At 42.6% G+C, this 22114-nt stretch carries 20 protein-coding genes and 1 pseudogene; 11 read left to right on the top strand and 10 right to left on the bottom strand.

Going from position 1 to position 22114, the window contains the following annotated elements:
* From D5281_RS09255 to D5281_RS09245, 3 genes are all read left to right on the top strand, one after another.
* A complete protein-coding gene (locus D5281_RS09255; RefSeq protein ID WP_160559877.1) occupies positions 1–1815 on the top strand; it encodes a sensor histidine kinase in 1815 nt (604 codons plus the stop codon).
* Positions 1812–3407, top strand: coding sequence for a response regulator (locus tag D5281_RS09250; protein ID WP_160559876.1), 1596 nt, complete (start codon positions 1812–1814; stop codon positions 3405–3407). The genes D5281_RS09255 and D5281_RS09250 overlap by 4 nt, the downstream gene beginning before the upstream one ends.
* 251 nt (positions 3408–3658) lie before the next feature.
* Positions 3659–5728 (top strand): DUF1266 domain-containing protein, encoded by a 2070-nt coding sequence (locus tag D5281_RS09245; protein WP_160559875.1) that lies wholly within the window; start codon positions 3659–3661, stop codon positions 5726–5728.
* Between the two features lie 3 nt (positions 5729–5731).
* On the opposite strand, the gene D5281_RS09240 is transcribed toward D5281_RS09245, so the two are convergent.
* Entirely contained in the window at positions 5732–6208 is a 477-nt protein-coding gene (locus tag D5281_RS09240) for an HNH endonuclease (protein ID WP_160559874.1), read from the bottom strand.
* A 343-nt stretch (positions 6209–6551) separates the two neighbouring features.
* The gene (locus D5281_RS09235) at positions 6552–7394 is read right to left on the bottom strand and encodes a tyrosine-type recombinase/integrase (protein WP_160559873.1); all 843 of its coding nucleotides are present in this window, start codon (positions 7392–7394) and stop codon (positions 6552–6554) included.
* A 329-nt stretch (positions 7395–7723) separates the two neighbouring features.
* On the opposite strand from D5281_RS09235, the gene trhA reads away from it, so the two are divergent.
* On the top strand, positions 7724–8374 hold the full coding sequence (trhA, locus tag D5281_RS09230; protein WP_160559872.1) for a PAQR family membrane homeostasis protein TrhA: 651 nt from the start codon (positions 7724–7726) through the stop codon (positions 8372–8374).
* Here the strand turns inward: trhA and D5281_RS09225 are convergent.
* Together D5281_RS09225 and D5281_RS09220 are read right to left on the bottom strand one after the other, a co-directional pair.
* Positions 8362–9756: a sensor histidine kinase gene (locus D5281_RS09225; RefSeq protein ID WP_160559871.1), complete on the bottom strand. Its 1395-nt coding sequence runs from the start codon at positions 9754–9756 to the stop codon at positions 8362–8364. The genes trhA and D5281_RS09225 overlap by 13 nt on opposite strands.
* A gap of 108 nt (positions 9757–9864) precedes the next feature.
* Positions 9865–10626, bottom strand: a complete 762-nt coding sequence (locus tag D5281_RS09220; RefSeq protein WP_160559870.1) for a response regulator transcription factor — start codon at positions 10624–10626, stop codon at positions 9865–9867.
* Between the two features lie 187 nt (positions 10627–10813).
* Here D5281_RS09220 and D5281_RS09215 point away from each other — a divergent pair, with 187 nt between their 5' ends.
* The 5 genes and pseudogenes from D5281_RS09215 to D5281_RS25545 form a co-directional block, all read left to right on the top strand.
* Positions 10814–11773, top strand: a complete 960-nt coding sequence (locus D5281_RS09215) for an ATP-binding cassette domain-containing protein (protein ID WP_160559869.1) — start codon at positions 10814–10816, stop codon at positions 11771–11773.
* Positions 11773–12531: an ABC transporter permease gene (locus D5281_RS09210; RefSeq protein WP_160559868.1), complete on the top strand. Its 759-nt coding sequence runs from the start codon at positions 11773–11775 to the stop codon at positions 12529–12531. Before D5281_RS09215 ends, D5281_RS09210 begins: the two co-directional genes overlap by 1 nt.
* A gap of 3 nt (positions 12532–12534) precedes the next feature.
* Positions 12535–13266, top strand: a complete 732-nt coding sequence (locus D5281_RS09205) for an ABC transporter permease (protein WP_160559867.1) — start codon at positions 12535–12537, stop codon at positions 13264–13266.
* A complete protein-coding gene (locus tag D5281_RS09200; RefSeq protein ID WP_330584910.1) occupies positions 13267–13533 on the top strand; it encodes a type II toxin-antitoxin system RelB/DinJ family antitoxin in 267 nt (88 codons plus the stop codon). It abuts the gene before it with no gap.
* Between the two features lie 3 nt (positions 13534–13536).
* A pseudogene (locus tag D5281_RS25545) lies at positions 13537–13632 on the top strand (type II toxin-antitoxin system mRNA interferase toxin, RelE/StbE family); the annotation flags it as partial.
* 162 nt (positions 13633–13794) lie between these two features.
* Here D5281_RS25545 and galE read toward each other — a convergent pair.
* Together galE and D5281_RS09190 are read right to left on the bottom strand one after the other, a co-directional pair.
* Positions 13795–14811, bottom strand: coding sequence for a UDP-glucose 4-epimerase GalE (galE, locus tag D5281_RS09195; protein ID WP_160559866.1), 1017 nt, complete (start codon positions 14809–14811; stop codon positions 13795–13797).
* A 154-nt stretch (positions 14812–14965) separates the two neighbouring features.
* Complete coding sequence (locus D5281_RS09190) at positions 14966–16192, bottom strand: UTP--glucose-1-phosphate uridylyltransferase (protein WP_160559865.1); 1227 nt, start codon at positions 16190–16192, stop codon at positions 14966–14968.
* Positions 16193–16552: 360 nt separating this feature from the next.
* Here D5281_RS09190 and D5281_RS25540 point away from each other — a divergent pair, with 360 nt between their 5' ends.
* Positions 16553–16696 carry a hypothetical protein gene (locus D5281_RS25540; RefSeq protein ID WP_277935262.1) on the top strand — a complete coding sequence of 48 codons (144 nt, stop codon included), beginning with the start codon at positions 16553–16555 and terminating at the stop codon, positions 16694–16696.
* Between the two features lie 44 nt (positions 16697–16740).
* On the top strand, positions 16741–17874 hold the full coding sequence (locus D5281_RS09185) for a glycosyl hydrolase family 18 protein (RefSeq protein WP_160559864.1): 1134 nt from the start codon (positions 16741–16743) through the stop codon (positions 17872–17874).
* A 31-nt stretch (positions 17875–17905) separates the two neighbouring features.
* On the opposite strand, the gene deoC is transcribed toward D5281_RS09185, so the two are convergent.
* The 4 genes from deoC to udp form a co-directional block, all read right to left on the bottom strand.
* Positions 17906–18574 carry a deoxyribose-phosphate aldolase gene (gene deoC, locus D5281_RS09180; protein ID WP_160559902.1) on the bottom strand — a complete coding sequence of 223 codons (669 nt, stop codon included), beginning with the start codon at positions 18572–18574 and terminating at the stop codon, positions 17906–17908.
* 44 nt (positions 18575–18618) lie between these two features.
* Positions 18619–19815: a phosphopentomutase gene (locus tag D5281_RS09175; RefSeq protein ID WP_160559863.1), complete on the bottom strand. Its 1197-nt coding sequence runs from the start codon at positions 19813–19815 to the stop codon at positions 18619–18621.
* Between the two features lie 169 nt (positions 19816–19984).
* A complete protein-coding gene (locus tag D5281_RS09170; RefSeq protein WP_160559862.1) occupies positions 19985–21184 on the bottom strand; it encodes a NupC/NupG family nucleoside CNT transporter in 1200 nt (399 codons plus the stop codon).
* Positions 21185–21203: 19 nt separating this feature from the next.
* Entirely contained in the window at positions 21204–21983 is a 780-nt protein-coding gene (gene udp / locus D5281_RS09165) for a uridine phosphorylase (RefSeq protein ID WP_160559861.1), read from the bottom strand.
* Positions 21984–22114 lie beyond the last annotated feature (131 nt).

Genomic DNA, 22114 nt, shown 5'->3' with positions numbered 1-22114 from the left:
ATGAAAAAAATAATTCGCCAATTCCACAGACTCTTTTCCCGTTTCCAGCTAAAGCTGCTGGCAGCATTTTTATTATGCACCCTTATCCCTCTTGGCGTAATCAGCTTCGTTTCCTACTCCGTTTCCCGCTCCATTGCCTGGGATAAAACGATGGATGCCTCCATCCTTGCAGGGGACCAGCTTCACGTACAGCTCTCTGCCAGAATCAGGCAGGCGGAAAATGTAGCGGATGCTTTACAATATAATATGTATACATTGGGAAGCGCCAATGAGCAGCAGCTTTCTACCTATCTGAATACGATTACATTGCTTCGCAATGATATCTCCCTGTATTTATCCACTTTTGATTTTTATCAAATCTGTGTGTTTTTAAAAGATGGACAATTTGGAAGCAATGAGGGATTATACTTTTATCCTTTAAGCCAATTGGAATCTTTATTGAATGTATCTCCTGAGGATCTGCAAACCTTGGGTGCCTCCTCCCTGTGGCTGTACAGACCTCAAATCAAAACTCCTTTTTTGTTATCCGAAGATAAAAAAACTGACTCTGTCATCTGCTGCCGCGCACTGTTTAATCAGGGCAGCGGCCAGCTTGATTACGCCTATTTTATACTGATGGACACGGCAGAATTTTCCAATATGCTTGTAAATTCCTTTGCGAACACGGATACCTATGGATATCTGGCCATGCCAGACGGAACCATTATCGCTGCCTCCGACCCGGAATTGTATCATAAACAGCTTTCCCATGATTTTATGCAAAAGTTAGACCAGTGTCAGACTCCTTACTTTTTTTATGAGGATTCCTACATCCATGTGTCTGTGCTGGACAATGGCTGGTATCAGGTTACAGATATACCCAAAAGCTATATTACAGGCAGCACGATGGTCCTGCTCCGTGCCATTTTGCTTGCGCTCCTTATTGCCTTATCCGCAACGGTTCTGGTTATCCTGCTGATTTCCCGAAATCTTTCTGTGCGCATTCATACCTTATCAGGCGCCATGGAGTCCTTTCGTTTAAATCCTAACCTTCCTTCTTATAAGCCTTTAACCATCCCTAAGCCTGATGACCCATCTTTATATGATGAAATTGACATGCTTGGGCTGACCTTTGAACAGATGCAGGCCGCTATTCAGAATAATTTAAAATCCATTCTGGAATTATCCCTTAAGGAGGAACGGTTAAAGTACCAGCTTCTGCAATCTCAAATAAATCCTCATTTTTTGTACAATATTTTAGGCTCCATCAAAACCTGCCAGTCCCTGGGCAAGTTAGATGTGGCGGATCAGATGATTACGGATCTGACGCGTTTTTATCGTCTGACATTACACAAATCCAATGAATTAATTCTTCTTCGGGACGAGCTTGAAATTGCCACCCTTTATCTGAATATGGAAAAGCTTTGTCACAATAATAACCTGGAATGGGAAATTGATTTGGAAAGCGGAATAGAGAATTTCCTGATTTGCAGATTTACCTTACAGCCCTTTTTAGAAAATTGTATTCTTCATGGTATTTCCGCTCAAACGCCTAATATCCTGATAAGGCTTTCAGCTGTCTACGGAGATGATACTGTCATTATAAAAATAAAAGATAACGGCGCCGGCATTTCTCTCCAAAAGCTGGCAGAGCTGCGCCAGAGCCTTAAGAGCCAGACGGTGAATTATGAAAAACATTTTGGCGTCTGTAATGTAAATGCCCGTATTTCCAGTGAACATTACGGCAGCGGGCATATTGAAATCGATAGTGTTCCTTATGAGGGTACCTGCATCACCATAGAATTTTCTCAAATGGAAGGAGTAGAATCAGAATGAAAAAAATTATGCTGGTGGATGACAATGCATTATCTGTGGAGGGAATCAACAAAAATATTGACTGGGAAGCTCTTGATGCACAGGTTATTCATATTAAATATAACGGCCTTTCCGCTCTTGAAGCATTAAAGGAAGATTTCGTGGACATTATTATCTCCGATATTGAGATGCCTGATCTGGACGGAATTTCTATGAGCAAGCTGGCAATCTCCCGCAATCCTTTTGTAAAAATTCTGTTGATTTCCGCTTATGATAAATTTGAATATGCTAAAAATGCTATCCGTATTGGCGTATATGATTATATCGAAAAGCCCATTGATTATTCTTATTTGACCGAAAAAATTAACAGTGCCTGCACTCTGATTGATCAAGAGCAGAAAAATATGAAGCTGTTAGAACTCAGTCGGCCTGCCATGATTGAGAAATTTTTTCTTGACCTGTTAAATTATCCCAGCAAGGAGGCCGCTTACCATTTGGCCTCACATATGCAATACCTGAATCTTGATTTACAATATCGGTTCTTTAATGTAACTGTTTTTAATATAGAAAATGCTTCCGAACTAAAAAATGAAATAGGCGTAGCCCAATACGAAATGCTTTTATACCAAGTTCACGATTCCATCAAAGATTTTTGTCAGATATTTGACAGCTTTTATCTCATTAAGCGCTTTGACTTTCTGGAACTTATTCTTGGACAAAACAGCTCCAATGCAAGCCATTTTTTGCAGACGATTCACAAAATCGCTTCAGACCTTATTGCAAAATATCAGGATTCCGGCATTTCCTTAAACATTGGAATTGGAAACATTGTATCTGATTTATGGAATGTTCATTTATCCTATGAAAGCGCAAAACATGCTCTGGAATACCGCTTTTTCTTTCCTCAGAAAAATATATTTGATACCAGGGAGGCCTTCGGCAAAAACCTTTCTCTCGAGCCCTTTTCCGATGCCAAAGAGGAGGAGCTGATTCGCTTAATCTGCCAGAAAGACTATCAGGCCATGGAGCTTTGGATTAAGGAGTTTTCTGCAGATCTTTTAGACAAATATCAGACAAAGGATTTTGTCTTTGTCCGCACCTACAACCTGCTTGGAAGGCTGCTCAAATTTTTATATGAATTGGATATCGAAACAAAGGATCTGGAGGAAAAAATAGTCCAGACCTATTCCCGGCTGTATTCCTTTAATACCAATGAAGAATTTTTCTCCTGGTTGTCGGAGATCTGCAATCTTGCATGTCAAAAACTGGATATTTCTCTGAAAACCTACCACAATCAGCTGTGTGAGCAAGTGCTTGGCTATATACGGGAAAATTATCAAAACAATGAGCTTTGCCTTCATGATATTGCACGGTTTGCCAATGTGAGTCCGGCGTATTTAAGCGCACTTTTTAAGAAGAATATGGAGGTTAGTATCAGCGATACCATTACCTCCACCCGGATTGAAGCGGCCTGTCAGTATTTAGAGAATTCTGCTCTTTCCCTTCGGGAGATTAGTGAAAAATGCGGGTATGCAAATCAGTATTATTTTTCTACTAGTTTTAAGAAAAGCAAGGGGATTTCTCCTTCGGCTTATCGGGAGAGAGTGGAATGAGAAAGGATAGTACTGAATGGAGGCCGCGCAGAGAGGGCCGATATGTCAACATCGCCGCGCTCTCGCTCCGTGAAGAACGCAGCAGGTAACCTGTTTTATATAATATTAATCTTTTCATTCATTGAAAAAGAATATATCTCGTGATAAAATTTTAACAAATAGTTTTATAATTTTAAATAATTGAAAAATTAGCATAGCTGTCTATCATATCTGATGCAAATTTGATTTGAGGAGCGGAGGAATTAAGAAGAATGAAAGCGGTTTGTAAATCACGATTTATGTTGGTTGTTTTAATGGTGTTGCCGGTTGTTATGCTGTCAGGATGTGAGATGCGCTCGAATGGGGCATCTGTTTCGTTTCGAAAGGAAACGGCGGCGGAAAAGGATAGTTCTGAGGCTTCTGATAGCGGTATGGAGGCTGAAGCGGAAAGTCCTTATACCTATCTTGCTAAAAAGGAAATTGAGGATATTAATGATCGGGGCTCTGTATATGAAATCTATATGCCCAAAGATGTCGATATCATTGACGGCTATGCTTCCCTTAGTCAGCATGGAATTTCTTACTCTGCTGATGTTTATGGCTATGGGGAAGCAGAGGAACGCTATGCATCCTTTGAGGACCATCTTACGCTAAAGCAAAAGTATGCTCATGAAGCGGATTCAGATTATATAGATGTGGCAGACACTGGTATTATTGAAAATGGCGAGGACAGGTATTTTATTTTTATGGGCAAAGGTGTGGATTACGATGGTGCCTCCTTTGAATTAAGGGAACTTTATTATCTGGAAATGCAGCCCTCAGGAGCCGGCATTCTCTGGATAGTTACTGTATATGATGATTATGCTGACGAGGACACGGAGCCTCTTATTGATGAATTGGCTGCCTGCCATAGCATTAATCTGGATTTAATCAAGCCAGGCAGCACCTGGGAGGTTTCCGAAGACCAAGATACGTATCAGGCAGGGGAAGGGGATAAAGTCCTCGAAGATTTGGAAGGTTATCAGTATATGGGCCTCACCTCCATATCAGATTATTACCGGGAAGCGGAATGTAATCTGATGCTCCCGAAAGCACGGATTGCAGATATAGACCGGACAAATGCTTATTCTTTTCTGCATGGAGTTTTGGTCAGTGCAGACGTTGAGGAGATTTATTCCGGCAGCGCTCTGGTCACAGAGATGAAAAGCACTGCAGATATAAAATATGAAACCGCGCTGCATAATACGTCCACCATACGAAATGTCCAAAGAAGCGCCATGATGCCGGTTCCCGGATTTGAAAATGCATTGCAAATGGCAATTTCCTATGAGAAAAAAGGATATCAGTCAGATGAATATCTGCCTAGAGTGGAGGCTCTATGCTATATTCCAATTGACGATACGTTTTATCTTGCCCTTGAGATTTTTCTTTCCTATGAACAGAAAGATGCCGCTACCGATGCGGTTATCCGGGAATTGGAAACCGCCTATGGCATTGACCTGTTTAAATATTGCAATGAGCAGTACCAGACGGATGCCTTAGATCCGGGAAACGCTGCTTTGGAGCAGAGGGGTGCCAATACAGGAGCGAAAACCGATACGGCCGGGGAAGCGGCTCCTCTTACCATGGCTATGCTTATGGGTGGTGAGGGAGACATAATGCAGGAGCCTTCCCTTCCTGATACGGTCTTGTGGTTTAATGCCACCTACGCGCCTCTTACCTACAGCAATGGATTTAACTGGCATCTGGTGGGCGGCCTTAAAATCACTGAGGAACATCAGGAATTGATCGATTGGGGACTTCGCAATAGCTGGAGCATAACCGACAGAGAATCGGCACTGGAGGTTGTGGAACGTTTGAAAGAAAAAGGCCACAGGCAGACCTGTCAGGAATGTATGGACCAGTTAAAGGAGATGGGGCTTTTAGATTTGGATGAGAAAGAGTTTAGAAAGAAATTTCTGCAATCACAATTATCCAATGATTACCGCTATGTGATAGCTTACAATATGTATCAGGAAGGCCATGATGCAAACTACATGGCTGCCTGGGATCTTTGCAGGGTAAACCAGCTGTACGCTGATTTTTATATTTGCGGTTACATGACCTACGAGGAAGCCATGGATGGCTCATTGGAAAATTCTCTCGTACTTCAGCAGCTCTATTCCTCCTGGGAGGAAATGGTAGATGGGTATATGCTGGGTTTCCAGTTCTGGAGCAGAGATTCTGCTTCTAAGGACGATTCCTCTACCAGGGAGCGCTATCGTTATTATGAAATGTTGAAGGAGTCTGATGACAGTCCTTATGAACTTGACTGGAACATGGAGCTTAAAAAGAGCTGGTAGCCTCTACTTCGGAAGATGTTCCACCTGTTCCGCCTGTTCAAACTCTGTCAGGAATTTATCATGCAGTTTTTCCTCAGCCTTTTTCCGTGCTGACACTGCATCCTCAAACCGCTCATACCTGCCCAGATAATAACGCTGTCCTTTAAAGCAGATGGATGCACGCCACCGCTGCCGGGAGGACAGCCAATCTACGCCGGGGACGCCGCTTGTATTGTTCTTCCGCACTGTCTTAGCCCGCAGTATCTCTACGCATGTGCCATCAATATAATTCAACCGTGTCCCTATACCGTGGGCATTCATGCAGCCACAGCTCATCACATGCCCATTGCGCAGATGATAGGTTTTTACAATGGTTTCCTTTCCACATTCACACCTGCAAACCCATGCCGTTCTGCTCCCAATATTTTCTGCCGGATGCAAAACCGTCAATTTACCATACTTCTGTCCTGTTAAATCCAGCTTTTTTGTTGAGTGTCCCATATTTTTGTCCCTCTTTATCGTGATAGTCGGTTACAATTTGTAACAATTCGTAACAGTTCAGCCAGACTAATTCGCCATCTTTATCACTATTGACAGACTCAACATTCTGTCTACAGGTAGTTTTGATAGGACCTATCATACATACCAAAAATAAAAACGAATAAAGCTTTACACGAAGAAAAAAGTACAAAAAGCAAACAAGATCACAATATAAATTTTGCGACCTTGCTTTCTTACGCTCTCAATTCATAAAATCATATTGTAAACCATAAATCATCTGTGCTATAATAAGCGCATATAATGTAGTTATATCACTTAACTGTTGACAGAATGTTGATTCCGTCTACATCACCAGTTTTAGCATTTCCAAATGCCTGGCATGTTCTGTTCCTGTTGTCATCAGATAAATCCGTGTAGTATTAATGGAACTGTGCCCGAGCACATCTGCAAGCTGTACAATATCTTTGCATACCCTATAAAATAAGGTTGCAAATAGATGACGCAGGTTATGAGGAAATACTTTAGAAGGTTCTACTCCGGTCTTTTTACAAAGTTCTTTCATCTCCCGCCATATCTGTTGCCTTGACAAACCTTTTCCATTTTGTGTAAGGAATATCTCACCGCAGGTAATTCTCTCCATTTCCGCATATTTGATTAATTTCTTACACAGCTTTTCCGGAATTAAAATTACCCGTATTTTACCTTTCAAATCTATTTCCGCCCGTCCCTTTCTGGCCGCTTCAACCGTGATATAGGCAACCTCACTGACCCGGATTCCTGTGGCGCAGATAGTCTCTATCAAAAGTGCCAGCCTCTCTTTTCCTTCCCTTCGGGCCCTTCCCAATAATCTTTTATATTCATCCTGGGTCAGCTCTCTTGACGGTTCACGAAACATCTGTCGCTGAATCCGCAGAAATTTTACGCTACACTCCTTCATCCCTGCAAACTGAAAAAGGCCGTTTAGCGCAGAGAGTTTAGCATTAATTGTAGCAGGCGCAAGTCCTTTCGTTTGCAAATATTCCTTCCACTCCAGCACCACTGCTTTTTCCACTGGCCTTCCTCCAAGCCAGGAGGTAAAAAAGCGTATATCCCGCATATATTTTTCAATAGTTGTTTGTTTGTGTTCTTCTTCTCTCAAGTATCCTTCATATGCTGTCAACATTTCTTCTGTTCGTTCATAACCCATCCTTTTCATCTCCATTCCTGCCAGCAATCCATAAATTGGAACGCAAGCACATATTTGTCTAACACAACATAGCATATTTATTTTATCCCCTATTTGACAATAGAATTCACAAATATAATGACCTCTATTTATAGCCTATCAGAAACCTTTTAACGAAATAAGATGCAAAATGCGAAAATAACAGTTCAGCCTTTTGCGAAACTGTTACCTATAAAAACGATATATGCATAATAATATTTGACACACGAAACAATAAGTAGTAGTATTAATATATATTATATATAGTTTCTAAAACTACTTAACAGGTTTTATATAAAGGAGGAATTTTTATGCAGATCACAATACGGGAGCCTGGAAGTGCTATAACACATTTTATTGGGATGATGATGGCGGTTTTGGCCGCTATGCCGCTTCTCATAAAAGCCGCTCTTTTTTCCGGCGGCAGGTCAGTGCTTACTCTAAGCATATTTTGCATGAGCATGATTTTACTGTACGGCGCCAGTACAACATACCATTCACTGAATATCAGCGGAAAGGCGCTTTGCGTTTTCCGCAAGCTGGATCATATGATGATTTTTGTACTTATTGCCGGCTCTTATACGCCTGTATGTCTAAATGTTTTAGGCGGAAGGCTGGGCTACACCTTACTTGCAGTTGTATGGGCAATCGCGCTGCTTGGCATGACCTTAAAGGCCTGCTGGATTACCTGCCCTAAATGGTTTTCTTCTGTCATATATATTGCCATGGGATGGGTCTGTGTTGCCGTGTTCAGGCCTTTGTGGAATATGCTCCCCCACGCCGCTTTTGGCTGGCTCCTAGCAGGGGGAATTATTTACACCATTGGCGGTGTCATTTACGCCTTAAAGCTTCCGGTTTTTAATGAAAGGTACAAATTTTTTGGTTCACATGAAATTTTCCATCTTTTTGTAATGGGAGGAAGTATCTGCCATTTTATCTTCATGTTTCTTTATGTGGCATAAGGAAACGCTCCATCAATGGGGAGGGACATTTTTACACAATGTCCTTCCATCATGATCCGGAAATCTCCTTTATGTGCCGCTACAATCTGTTTTACGATTCTCAGGCCCATAATGTGAGGTTTCTTTTCGTTCCATCTATCCCCGTCTTCCCCAAAAAGTTCCTGCACAACCACTTCCGGTATTCCGCATCCATCATCTGAAACTTCAATCACACATTTGCCCGACTCTATTCCTCCTCTTATCCATATCCTGCATCCATCCGGATTATGCCGGGTGCTGTTGCTTAGCAAATTTCTTACCGCTCTTTTCATCAATTCTTCGTCTCCCTTTAAAGTCACCCCTTCCAGCTCAAACTCTATGAAAGGCACTACTTCGAATTGCCCGCCTAATCCTTCGTTCATAAATTCTGCCGCCAGCGTGCGCAGCAGCACTGCCGGGTAAAAGGGAGTTACCCTAAGAGGCTGCATATGATATTCCAGCTTAGAAGTAAGATTTAAGTCCTCTATCAGCTGCCTGATTTTAATACTTTGATTTCTTATGACGGCGGCCTTTGCGCGCTCCTTTTGTCCAAGCTTTTCATTTTGCATCAGCTCATCCGCATACCCCATTATAACGGAAAGCGGTGTCCGTATATCATGGGAAACACCGGCAATCCATTCCGTCCTTGCCATATCTCGCTTCTGAATCGTCTGTCTTTGCTCTTTTAAAATATCGGAAGTGCGGTTAAGCTTAACTGCTAATTCCCATGCGACTCCTTTTTCCGTAAGATAAATCTGCTGGTTACAGGATAGCGCTTCAATTGCCTCTGACAAAGGGCAAAGGGACTTATAATACCGATATCCCAAAAACCCTACCATACATAAGATAATCAACAAATTAGCGCCCACAAGAACACGAATATATTGCCCGATATGGCTCATAAATCCCATTGGCAATTCTAAAGTAAATTTCCAAAGGCTGTTCTTTTTTCCTCCTGCTGCCAAAAGTCCTTCCTTGGTCTGCCACACCTTTACAGGATAATCATTCAGATACCATCTGGTAAAACCGGCAATCTCCCCGGCGGTATAATGGTCCTTAAAATTCTCCGGCAGATTCCATTCAAAAATCACATCTCCTGTGTCATTTAAGAGCATAAGAAATGCATACTGACTTTCCTCCAAAAAATCCTTTCCCTGCTGTGTAAGAAACAATTCACCTTCTGAATCCTTTTCCACTAAAAGTTCTGCCATACTTCGAAAACTTGTTGCAAATCCGGATTCATAGTTTACCACCCGGTCTAGCATAATCCAGCACATAACGCTTAAATTCACCATACCCAGCAGTACTAAAATTATCCATGTGGAACCAATGTATCTACCATAAATTTTTAACAGGCTTTTCATCCTAATTCTCCTCCTGTCAGCAACCCGCAAATTGTATGTGTGCGAAAAACACTATACACAAGCAAAGCGTACAACTTCTTTCCAAAGCGTAACCTCTGCTGTGCGCAGCTAGAAGTTCTTCTCACCCTGCGCCCCTTTTATCAATTTGTAACCAAGCCCCCGTACCGTCAAAAGATACTTAGGGCGAGATGGATTTTCCTCTATTTTTTCCCGCAGCCGCCTGATATGCACCATGATGGTATTTTCATAACCAAAATAATTATCCTCCCACACCGCCTGACAAAGCTGGTCAAGGGTTACAATATATCCTCTGTTCTCTGAAAGCTTACGCAGGATTAACAGCTCCTTCGCCGTCAAAGGAATTTCTTTTCCTCCTTCTGCACTTTCCTTATATCCTCCTGGCTTCCATATAGCAGTCCCACTCTTAAAATCCACACTGCACGCTCCCAAATCCAGCTGCTCCTTTTGGCCGCTCTCCCTGCTTCCAAAAAGATAGGTTCTTTTCAAGATGGCACTGATGCGCAGGGTAAGCTCCTTTGGCAAAAATGGCTTAACCATGTAATCATCAGCGCCAAGTCCCAGCCCCAACAGCCGGTCACTATCTTCATCCCTTGCTGACAAAAACAAGACCGGCACACCAGAGACTGTCCTGATTTTTTGCATAAGAGAAAATCCGTCTCCATCCGGAAGATTGACATCTAAAATAATCAAATCCGGTTCCCTGTATTCAAAATATGCCTCCGCTTCCTTTACACATGTTGCAGTATCTATATTCAAAAAACCCTCTCTATGCAAAATTCCCACTACCATCTCCCGCAATTCCCGGTTATCATCCACCAAAAGCAATGTACTCTCAAAAATATGTTTCATAAGGCGCTCATCTCCTTTCTCGAACTTCCAATGATACACTTTATTTTAATACAAACTTATTTTTCTGTAACCTCATCATCCAAAAAATTAAGGTAATTGTAAGGTAGCTTTCATTTTCATGTAAGGCTGCTTTTATATCCTTAATGTTGTAATAATTCAGCAAGTTGCAGAAAGGTAAGGTTATTTTATGAACAAAAACAGTTTTGTTATTCAAACTACAAATCTCACGAAAGCATATGGAAAATCCGGTCAAACCAAGGATGTAGTAAACAAAGTAAACCTTGCTGTCCCGCAGGGGTGCATTTATGGGTTCCTAGGCCCCAATGGCGCCGGAAAAAGCACTACTATGAAAATGCTCCTGGGACTGATCAAGCCCACCGGCGGAGAAATTTCTATTTTAGGAACTCCCTTTGTTTCCCAGGGTAAGACCGCCTTAAATGAAAAAAGCCGTCTTACTATTTTAAAGCAGACCGGATCTCTGATTGAATCCCCCTCCTATTACGGCCATTTGACAGGCAGGGAAAATCTGGAAATCATCTGCACTTTAAAAAATGTACCAACCAAAGAAATCAGCCAGGTTCTCTCCATTGTGCGTATGGAAAACCAGCAGGATAAGAAAGTGGGACATTACTCTCTTGGCATGAAGCAGCGCCTTGGCCTTGCCAGTGCTTTGTTAGGCCATCCAAAGCTCCTTTTATTAGATGAGCCCACCAACGGTTTAGACCCTGCTGGCATTCAGGAAATGCGTGAGCTTATCCGATCTTTGCCGGAAAATTATCATATGACTATCATGGTGTCCAGTCATCTTTTAAGTGAAATTGACCAGATGGCTGATTATGTGGGCATTATCAACAAAGGACAGCTCATTTTCCAGGACAGTCTTCTCCGGCTCCATACCCACAGCAAGAAGCAGCTTCGGCTGCGCACCGGCAACAATAACCGGGCTTTATGTGTGCTAAATGAAAATAAAATAAACTGTACGATGGATAAGGATTTCCTTTTGTTCCCGGAAACCTCTGACGATGAGACCGCCCGTCTTATTTCTGCCTTAGTGCAGGAAGGAATTAGCGTCTTGAGAATTGAAGAATACCAAAAATCTCTGGAAGATATCTTCCTTAGTTTAACAGGAAAGCAGGTGAGTTTATAATGCGTTTATTCTTTACAGAAATAAAAAAAATAAGGCACCGTTATATATGGCTGGTCTACGGAGCTGTTTTCATGGTGATTTCCCTATGGATCGGCTGGAGTATGAGCAGAATGGATTCCTATGAGATTACCGGTCAGGAATACTTTTACCTTCTCATAAGCCTTTCCCTTATGAACAGCATTTTTTTGCCCATTACGCTTGCCTGCGCCGCAAGCAGGCTCTGCGACATCGAGCTGAAAGGCAATACCTTTAAGCTCCTTTGTACCATGCAGCCAAGACACAGCATTTATCACATAAAGCTGTTTTTAAACAGCCTGTATCTGCTGGCCTTTTCCCTGGCTGAGACGACACTCATCCCTTTACTTGGCCATTACTTTAAGGTCAGCCAGCCACTGCCCACATTGCACATTTACATTTTCTTTTTTACTACCTATGTGGTGAGCCTGGTGTTATATATTTTGCAGCAGTCTTTATCCCTTGTTTCAGGAAACCAACTGTTCCCTTTATTTTTAGGGGTCGGCGGAACCTTTATAGGCATTTTTTCCGCCTTCTTCCCCAGCCAGGCTTTCTTCTTCCGTCTGCTGCCCTGGGATTATTATTTGATAGGATGTCCCATCAATATGTATTACGAGTCGGCCACCCGTGAGGTTACTTATTATGAAATTCCCTTTCCTAAAGTTGCATTCTTGGGATTTCTCCTTTTTGGGATTTTCATCTATTTTTTCGGCAAAAACATTTTTATGAAAAAGGAGGTTTAAATCATGCTTCTTGCCTGTATGAAAAGCGAACAATTAAAAATGAGGCGTTCCAATATCTGGATTGCCTTTCTGATACTTCCCATCATTCCGGCAATCATGGGAACCAAAAACTATCTGAACAATCTGGCGATATTAAGTTCCGAATGGTCCTCCTTGTGGACCCAGGAAACCTTATTTTATTCTAACTTTTTCTTTGCACCCTTGATTGCCGTATGCTGCAGTTACTTATGGCGGATGGAAAACCAAAACAAAAACCGGCATATGCTTTTCACTTCGCCGGTTCCTGTAAGGGATATTTTCCTGGGAAAATTTGTGTCTATCATAAAAATCACCATAGCCGTTCAGTTATGGATTTATCTGCTTTACATTGTGAGTGGTAAGCTGGTGCATTTACCTGGTTTCCCGTCCATGCAGACCTTTTATTATACCTTAAGAGGCATTCTTGGAGGAATGGTCATTGCAGCTTTGCAGCTGGCCTTTTCCATGGTAATCAGAAGCTTTGCCGTACCAATCGTCATTGCCATTATAGGAAGTATCACAGGGCTTGTAGCCTCCAATTCCTGCTATGGAGCTTATTTTCCTTATTCTTTGATGATGCTTGGGATGAATGCCAATAAAACGGAGGATATGCTCTCAGGAAACGGTGCAGTGTTCTTCATCAGCAGTTTATTTTACCTGACTCTTATTTGTTTGATTGCAATCCTTATCCTGAAAAGACAGGATGTGAATGCCTGAATTACCAATATTCATCTTCGTATGGATTCGGACTTGAAAGCACAGGCCGATTCTTTGTTTGGGGAACTGGGCATGAACTTATCTACGGCATTCAATATCTTTGTTCGCCAATCACTACGCGAGGGCAGGATTCCCTTTGATATTTCTCTGAATCAACCCAATAGAAAAACGATTACTGCTATGTTAGAAGCGGAAAGGATTGCAAAAGACCCCTCCGTAAAAGGTTATACCAACCTGAATGAACTATTTGCTGACCTAAAAAAATGAAATCTTCCTAACTGGCTGCTGATCTATCGTATCGAAGATGATGTCCTGATACTGACTTTAACCCGTACCGGAACACACAGCGACTTATTTGACAAGTAAAAGAACTGGTTCCTAAATCAAAATATGGCATTGCCTGATACACTTTGGCCGGAGCCACTTTTAAACTGGCTCCGGCCTTCTTATTTAAATAATCTGACTCGCAAAGCATGGCAACGTTTGTTAACATAAGCTCAGTTCGCAAAACGTGCCGGCCATTGTTTGTTAATCCTCATATCCATTCGGATTACTGCTTTGCCATTTCCAGGAATCTGCGCACATTTCTTTGATACCGTTCTGCGCTACCCATCCAAGCTCCTGCTTAGCTTTAGAAGCATCGGAATAGCATTCTGCAATATCGCCCGGCCGTCTGTCCTTAATCACATAAGGAATCTTAACGCCTGTGGCTTCCTCAAAATTCTTTACGATATCCAAAACGCTGTAGCCTACTCCGGTTCCCAGATTGTAAATGCATAAGCCCGCTTTTTCTTCAATTTTCTTAAGCGCCTTTACATGCCCTGCTGCCAGGTCAACCACATGAATATAATCCCTGACGCCGGTTCCGTCCGGGGTATCGTAGTCGTTTCCAAACACACCCAGCTCTTTCAATTTCCCTACTGCAACCTGTGTAATGTAAGGCATCAGGTTGTTTGGAATGCCATTTGGATTTTCGCCAATGGTACCGCTCTTATGCGCTCCAATGGGATTGAAGTAACGCAGCAGAATCACGTTCCATTCCGGATCCGCCTTCTGCATATCCGTAAGAATCTGCTCCAACATAGATTTGGTCCATCCGTAGGGGTTGGTGCATTGTCCCTTAGGACACTCCTCGGTAATCGGAATCATGGCAGGATCCCCGTAAACAGTTGCTGACGATGAAAAAATAATGTTTTTGACCCCATGTTTTCTCATAACATCCACCAGCGTCAATGTACCGGAGATATTATTCTCATAATATTCCCACGGCTTTGCCACTGATTCGCCTACGGCTTTCAGCCCTGCAAAGTGAATGCAGGAATCAATCTTTTCTTTATCAAATATAGCGTTCAGCGCCTGCCTGTCAAGAATATCCGCTTTATAAAAGGTAACCGGTTTACCTGTAATTTTTTCTACCCGCTGCAAACTTTTTTCACTGGAATTACTCAAGTTATCCACCACTACCACATCATAGCCTGCGTTTTGCAGTTCTACCACCGTATGGCTGCCGATATATCCGGCGCCCCCTGTAACCAGAATTGCCATTTTGTTACCTCCTTTTTAACCCTTACATGTTTTATTGACTTGTACTTCGTTACCTTATACTTTATTTTACCCATTACCCACTATGATAAGCAAGATGATAATGTTACTCAAACCTGTCAAAATGTTAATAGGGTAGTTTTTAAATCCGGAAGGTCTAAAGTGATATACCATTCTTTTTACAAAGCTCTCTTGCACTCTCCACAGAGTCAATGCCGGTAGCGTTTTTAATTGGCGCAAATTCTTTTTCCCTCACAACCTCAAAAGGCAGACAGCCATCTAATTCGTGAATCATATCAAGCACAAGCTGTTCAAATTTATATCCGTTAGGGGCCTGCGGCTTCACCCGCTCTCCTGCCTCGTTCAGATATGGAATTTTCTTTTCCACTATATGGAGGGGCAGCTTTCTCTCGCGAATCTTTTCAAGGTCATCTATCCGAAACAGATAATTTAAAATCACTCCAAAGTAATAAGCCGGGTCTCCATTTTCGTCTTTTGCGTTCATAAGCTCATCTGTCAGCTCGTAGTACTCCACAATGGAAGGTCTTCCGTCCTCCAGACATATAACGCCAATCTTTTCATCCGGCGCACACTTGCGTACCACCTTAGCTCCTGACGCATAATTTCCTGAAAGCACAGCTCCCACAAAACAAGGGTCCGCTATCCTTTGCAGCACATTATCCACCGCAAACACATTGAGCCATTCCACGCCATCTTCCATGGCCTTGCGGGCAGCGCCCCATTGATACATGGAAGAATACCAGCCTCCATTTCCATTAGGAGAAGTAGAAATTTTCCACTTTTCTTCCAGATATACCTTTCCCTGATGATCACAGGCCGGTGCCATCTCCTGCATAAAGAAGGTAACATACGCACTGTTATATCCAAAATAATCATGCTCTTTCAGGAAACGGACTGTGGCTTCATGATTCTTATCACTGGTCATTACATAAAGAGGAACCCATGCGTCCGCTTCTTTCACCACGTCCATTAAATTTTCAATCAGCCGCTGGAAAATAAAAACCTCTTTGGTCAGCCCAATGTTATACACGCCTTTAGGTTCATCTGAACCCAACCGAGTACCCATGCCACCGGCAAGAAGCACTGCCCCAACCTTTCCCTTTTTTATTGCATCAAGCCCTAAAGCCCTGAAATCTTCTTCCTTTTCTTCAATCTGCGTCAGCTGCATAGCTGCAAGAGGCTTGATATCGCCCCTCTCGTTTTCCCGCTTTCCCTGCTGAAGCGATGATAAAACCGTAAAATCCGTTGCCTCAATCTGCGCAAGTAAGAGCGCCTTCTGCTCATCGTCCAGTTCCTCATAATACCGCATTGCATGCTCCTGCCCGGCAGCAGATAGCTTTTCAAGTGCCTGTGCGTAATCCATAATAAAACCTCCATCTATTTTAGTATACCCATTATAGTTTTTTTCGCGTTATTATGCAACCATCTTCACTTTCATCAATACTGACAGTTACGTTTCACATGTTAGCCAATAAACAGCTTTAAAAAACAAAAATTATCTTCAAGAATCCGATAGGATTCTTCTCTCCGGTTGATTTATGAAAATGCAGGTGCACTTTCCATCTCCGGATTAAAAAATATGTTAAGATGACGTTAAGATAACGTTAAACTATCGTTAAAGAACCTTCGATTTTCTTTGTTTCCACCCTTCTTTAAGTTAAGATGTACAGCAAGCCGGCAGAAGTCAAAAATATACTTAAAGGATTTGGAGGTACGATATCATATGAATATTATTATTTTACTTATTGCCATTATAGGCGGAGCTGCAGGTCTTCTTTCCACCATATGTTTAACCCTGTCACTTCCTGCAATCATTATATGGAAGATTTACCGCAAAATTCGCTCAGGCATCCCAATAACCAAATAATCTATCTTCGCATATCATAATTAAAAAATGTAATGGAATTCTTTATGGAAATATATGTAGTAAAAAAAGGGGATACCGTAGATTCCATAGCCGACAGCTATGGCATCTCGGTCCCCTCCATTATATTTAACAACCAGCTTATTTATCCCTATCCACTGGCAATCGGCCAGGCTCTGCTTCTTTCCACAGAAGGCGCCAACGCTCCCACCTACCCTGCTTTCGTCAATGGTTATGCTTATCCTTTCATTGAACAGAATACCCTTGATGAAACATTGCCCTTCCTTAGCTCTTTATCTGTTTTTTCCTACGGATTTACCACCGATGGCGAACTGATACCTCCCGCTCTTAATGACGCTTTTATGATCCGCTCCGCTCTTTCCGCTGGCGTACGTCCTATTCTTACTTTAACCCCTTTTGGAGCGGATGGAAATTTTAATAATTTCCTCATCACCTCCGTAATCAACAGCAATGAAGCTAAAAACAATCTGTTATCCGCCCTTCTTGCCACCTTGCAGGAAAAAGGGTTTCAGGGGGTTGATATAGATTTTGAATATATTCTGCCACAAGACCGTATTGCCTTTGCAGACTTTGTAGCAGATGTCAGAAATTTTCTTTCTCCCTACGGCTATCATGTTTCGGTAGCGCTTGCACCCAAAACCTCTGATAATCAGGCCGGGCTTCTCTATGAAGGGAAGGATTACAGTCTCCTTGGCCAGGCTGCTGACAGCGCACTGCTTATGACTTATGAGTGGGGCTATACATATGGCCCGCCCATGGCTGTTGCCCCCATCAACCAGGTGCGTCAGGTAGTGGATTATGCCGTCACCCGCATCGCTCCTTCCAAAATTGACCTTGGCATTCCCAATTACGGCTATGACTGGACCCTTCCCTACATCCGCGGCAATTCCAAAGCCAAAACCATCAGCAATTTAGAAGCCGTCCAGCTGGCCATAGATGCAGGCGTTCCCATTCAATTTGACGAAACCGCCATGTCACCCTTCTTTCAATATGAAAAAGATGGCCAGCTGCATGAAGTATGGTTTGAAGATGTACGAAGTTACAAAGAAAAATTTTCTCTTCTGCCTCTCTACTCTCTGCGGGGTATGGGCTATTGGCAGATTATGCGTTTTTTCCGCCCCAACTGGCTTTTGCTGGAAAGTACATTTGTCATTCAATAATGTATATGCCAAAAACAGCATGACATTATTCTTAATATCCGGTCCCGCTATCCGTATTTTCCATCATCTTTACCAACCTGCTTGTTCCCAGTCTATCCGCCCCAAGGCGTATAAATTCTTCCGCATCATCGAAGGAAGAAATGCCTCCTGCCGCTTTCACCTTTACATGTTCTCCAACATGCTCACGCATAAGCTTCACATCCGCAAAAGTCGCCCCTGCCGTGGAAAAGCCTGTGGAAGTTTTAATATACTCGGCGCCTGCCCTTGTGACAATCTCGCACATCTTAATCTTTTCTTCTTCCGTAAGCAGACATGTCTCGATAATAACCTTTAATATCTTTCCGTCACATGCCTCGTGCATCTGACGGATTTCATTTTCAATTTCCTGATATTTCTTATCCTTCAGGTGTCCAATGTTGATTACCATATCAATTTCCTGGGCGCCATTCGCAATGGCATCCTTTGTTTCAAACACTTTCACCGCCGTTGTACTGTACCCATTGGGGAAACCAATCACCGTGCAAATCGGCAGCCTGCCATTTACATATTCTGCCGCCTGCTTTACATAAGAGGCCGGAATGCATGCACTAGCCGCCTCATATTTAATTCCACCGTCAAGAATCTTACGGATTTCATCCCATGTAGCTGTCTGTGTCAGCAGCGTATGGTCAACTTTCTTTAAAATATCCTTTTTTTCCATCATTTTCCCTTTTTTCCATAGAGATTACTTTTATTGTTAGCCATTTACACCAGTTTATCAAGTATAGAACTTCCGATGGTTCCCTCCGGCATCTTAACCCCGAAGTTTTCTGCAATAGTTGCCCCTACTACTGCAAAGGTCTGCGCATCTTCCAGTTTACCGTTTCCCTGAAAAGAGGGCGAATATGCAAGGAAAGGAACTTTTTCTCTTGTATGGTCTGTACCGGTATGCGTTGGGTCATTCCCATGGTCGGCTGTAAGAATCAGCAGATCGTCCTCCTTCAGAAGGGGCAGCAGCTCTCCCAGTCTTTCATCAAACTTTTCCAGCTCACGGGCATAGCCTTCCACATTCCGGCGATGTCCCCACAACGCATCAAAATCTACAAGATTCACATAACAGAATCCTTGGAAATCCTTCTTTGCAATCTCAATTGTCTGCTCCATGCCATGTACGGAGCTTTTCGATTTATTAGACTGGGTAATTCCTTCCCCATCAAAAATATCAAAAATCTTTCCCACAGATATTACATCCAGCCCTGCGTCTTTTAAGGCATTAAGCGCTGTTCTTCCATAAGGCTTCAGGGCATAATCATGGCGGTTGCTTGTTCTTTTAAATTCGCCTTTTTTCTTTCCCACATAAGGCCTTGCAATGACACGTCCAACCTTCCACTCATCCTTCATGGTGATTTCCCGGGCTATCTCACAACAGCGGTATAATTCTTCCAGTCCAAAAGTCTCCTCATTCCCGCAAATCTGCAGCACAGAATCCGCAGATGTGTAGACAATCATGTGACCGGTAGCAATTTCTTCCTCCGCAAGTTCTTCCAAAATTTCCGTACCGCTGGCGCTTTTATTTCCGATAATAGTACGCCCGGTTCTTGCAGAGAGCTCCTCTATCAGTTCCTTGGGAAATCCCGTTTCCGTAAACGTCTGGAAAGGCTTCGTGATGTGTAATCCCATCATCTCCCAATGCCCTGTCATGGTATCCTTTCCAGTACTCGCCTCATTCATTTTCATATAATATCCCATCGGAGTCCCTACCGGCTCTACCTGACGCAGCGGATGCAGGTTTGCCATGCCCAGCTTTTGCAGATTCGGAATCTTAAACTCGTCAACCTTTTGAGATATATGTCCCAGTGTATCTGTTCCCGCATCCCCGTAGGCAGCTGCATCGTCCAATGCGCCAACACCCAAAGAATCAATCACAATTGTAAAAATCCTATTAAATTTCTTTTCCCTCATTTTTATAACCATGCTCCTTTCTCAATGTGCGAATTTGTGCGCTCAAGCACAAATTTGCGGTTGAAAGAATGCAATTCTTTCAACCTTCCCTCCATTCCGAAGCGTTTTTTGAAGGTTTTCATTCTTCCATCCATGCCGCTTTAAGCGGCATGGACAACTTTCGAAGAATTTAAAATAATGTGATAATGCCAACAATCATTGCACTTAATATACTTACAAACACACCCCCAAGCATAGCTTTGAATACCAGGCGCGAAAGAGTGCTTTTCTTTTCCGGACACAGCACTGCAATACCGGAAACACAGATACCCAGACTGGAAAGATTTGCAAAACCACAAAGGGAGATGGAGCAAACCATTCCTGTCCTTGTATCTAAGGAGCCCAAAGCAGCACCCAATTCCTGGAATGCAACGAATTCATTGACAATCAATTTGTTACCCAACAAAGAACCTTCCATCAAAATTTCATTTACATCTAATCCCATAAGAAATCCAAATGGTGCAAAGACATATGAGAAAATCTGTTCCAGACTGATGCCTGCCATGCCCAGTATCATATTAACCACCGCAACAATACCGATAATTCCCACCAGCGATGCGGCAATTGAAATAACCATCTGCATACCTGTACCGGCACCTTCTGCAATTGCATCAATTACATTAGCATTATTCCCTTTGTTGTCCAGCTTTACATCCGTAATTGACTTTGCAGTTTCCATCTGCGGCAGCAGCATTTTCGCTGTCAGAATACTGCCCACAGGAACCATTGCACTTGCAATCAGCAGGTAGTCCATCGGGATTCCCAAAGCATGGTATCCTCCTAAAATGGATACCGACATGCTTCCCATCCCTGATACTAATATTACCAGAATTTCACTGTCAGTTAAAGATTTTATGTATTTACTTACCAAAATAGGACTATCGGTCTGGCCCAAAAACATATTGGCAACAGCCACAAAGCTTTCCACCTCTGTTGTTCCCATTAATTTCCCTACGCCCTTGCCAATCCATTTTACAATAAACCCCAAAACACCCACATAATACAAAAGACTTACCAAAGCAGAAACAAAAATAATATTGCCCAGCGTCTGCACAATAAATATGTTTCCTATTGACATGCTATCCGCGAGAGTGCCGAAAACGAAAGATAACCCCTGCTGCCCACAATTAATAACCGCCGTAACTCCATCAGATAGAATGGAAACAATCATTTTTCCAATTGGAATCTTAACTAACAGGATTGCAATGATAAACTGCACAATAATTGCTTTTCCCACCGCTTTCCATTGAATATTTTTTCGATCCCATGATAACAAGTAAATGAGCCCGATGACTACAAGGATACCCAGTAAATTCAATATAAATTTCATTTCGCCGGCCTCCCCCAAATCATTTCTCTTTATCCGACTTAATTAATTTGCGGATAGCTTCAACGGCCACTTTAATTGCAGACTCCGTATCATGTACAATCGGATTTTCCATGCCGGCGGCATTTCTTTCCTGATTTCCCACAACTAAGAAGTCAGAGCCGCAGCGAACCCTTAAATGACTTGCCACAATAAAGAGCGCTGCCGATTCCATCTCTGATGCTTTGCATCCCATACGCTTCCAGGCTTCCCACTTATTCAGCAGCTCATAACTTACCGGCATTCTCTCCGGTTCGTGCTGGCCGTAAAATGCATCCTTACACTGCACAACGCCCACATGGTATGTAAACCCTAAGTCCTTGCTTGCCTGTACAAGGGCGTTTGTTATATCTAAGTCCGCCACCGCCGGATACTCAATCGGCGCATATTCCCGGCTTGTTCCTTCCATTCGGATAGCGCCTGTTGCCACTACGATATCTCCGCCTTTTACGTCCAAATCAATTCCGCCGCATGTGCCTACGCGTATAAATGTGTCCGCTCCGCAAAGCGCCAGCTCCTCCATTGCGATAGACGCGGACGGTCCTCCGATACCTGTGGATGTTACGCTGACCTTTTCCCCATCTAAGTACCCTGTGTAAGTAACATACTCCCTGCTGTCTGCAATCAGTTTTGCATCATCAAAATGCGCCGCTATTTTAGGGCACCTTTTGGGATCGCCCGGTAAAATTACATAACGTCCAACATCCCCCGGTCTGATTTGTAAATGATACTGTAACCCTGCTTCACCTGAATAATTTTGCATGTTTTTTCCTCCTTAATTAATTTATTTTTATACATGTCTTTTATAAATAGTATTATACATTTATACATGTATATTTTCAACCCGTACTATTATACAAATTATATATAATTTTTTTATGCACATTACACAAT

The organism is Parablautia muri (assembly GCF_009917485.1).
Classification (GTDB): domain Bacteria; phylum Bacillota; class Clostridia; order Lachnospirales; family Lachnospiraceae; genus Suilimivivens; species Suilimivivens muri.
Note: the sequence above shows the minus strand (reverse complement) of the source record. Positions and strands in the feature narration are given on the sequence as shown.